General features: G+C 73.0%; 1 protein-coding gene. It reads right to left on the reverse strand.

Annotated elements, in window-relative coordinates; genetic code table 11:
• Positions 1-28 precede the first annotated feature (28 nt).
• Positions 29-1,216, reverse strand: a complete 1,188-nt coding sequence (locus tag QUW25_RS09955; protein ID WP_289512063.1) for an IS3 family transposase — start codon at positions 1,214-1,216, stop codon at positions 29-31.
• Between the last annotated feature and the right edge of the window lie 52 nt (positions 1,217-1,268).

Here is a 1,268-nt window from a genome sequence, read left to right on the forward strand (position 1 = left end):
CGGGACTGCGGACGTTTTCTTGTACATCCTACACGGCGTAGCCCAGCGCGCGCCTGTGCTCGTCGGGCGTGAGCCAGCCCAGGGCCTGCGATATGCGGCCCTCGCGGAACCACCGCATCCACCGGTCGAGCTCGCCCAGGAAGTCGGACGGCGCCCAGCCCGACCAGTCCCGCGGGTGCCACAGCTCCGCCTTGAGCGTGCCGAAGAAGCCCTCCATGCGCGCGTTGTCGCAGCTCATTCCCTTGCGCGACATGCTCCTGACCAGGCCGTGGGCGTCGCACACCGCCCGCCACCCCGGCCAGCGGTAGTGCCCGCCGCGGTCGGAGTGGACGACCGGCCGCTCGCCCTCGCCGAGCGTCGCGCACGCCGCCCGCAGGCTCGAGTTGGCGAGCTCGGCGGTGGGCCTGGGCCCCGCCGACCAGGCCACGGGACGCCCGTCGAAGCAGTCGAGGACGGGGCTCAGGTAGCACCTCTCGCCCGAGGGCAGGCGGAACTCGGTGATGTCGGTGACCCACAGCAGGTTCGGCGCCGGGGCGGAGAAGCGGTGGGTGCCGTCGCCGCGCAGGGGCAGGTTGGGCGGGGCGGGCGAGGGCTCCCCGGCGTAGGAGGACCACGCGCGGCGGCGGCGCCTGGCGGCGGTGAGGCCCTCCTCGCGCATGATGCGCCTCACCACCTTCTCCGAGACCCGCGTGCCGCGGCGGCGCAGCTCGGCGTGGACGGGCCGGTAGCCGCGGCCGCCGCCCATCGACTCGAAGAGCGCGCGCACCTCGAGCCTCAGCGCGGCGTACCTGTCACGCCCGAGGCGGGCCCGGTGGTAGGCGTAGGAGCTCCTCGAGATCCCCAAGAAACGGGTGATCTCGCGGAGGGGCAGGCCGGTCGCCGCGCGCAATCTCTCGCCGAGCTCGACCCTTCTCCTCCTCGAGATCGAACGGGGGTCGGAGCCTGCCGCTTTTAGGTCGTCCAACACCGCCCTGAGCAGCATGTTCTCGGTCATCGCGGCCTCGTAGGCCGCCCTCTCGGACTCGTTCACGGGGGCCTCCTCGCGTCGGGTGCGTCCGCCCGCGATTCTACCCGAGCGCCGCTCGTGCGGCGCGCCCTCCCTCGCCCAGCGGCACACGGCCGTCTTCGACGCGCCGACGAGCTCGGCGGCCTCCCTCGACGACCAGCCCTCCTCGAGCGCCATCAGGGCGAGCTCCACGGTCTCCCTGTCGTGCATGCGGACCTCCAGACCGGACCCCAGCGGGTCCAACTATTTGTCCGCAGTCCCC

The organism is Thermophilibacter provencensis (genome assembly GCF_030372065.1).
In the GTDB taxonomy this organism is placed as follows: Bacteria; Actinomycetota; Coriobacteriia; order Coriobacteriales; family Atopobiaceae; genus Thermophilibacter; species Thermophilibacter provencensis_A.

Bases quoted from the DNA above. Each gene is read 5' to 3' on its own strand.
- QUW25_RS09955 (WP_289512063.1), bottom strand. From the start codon at position 1,216: ATGCACGACAGGGAGACCGTGGAGCTCGCCCTGATGGCGCTCGAGGAG.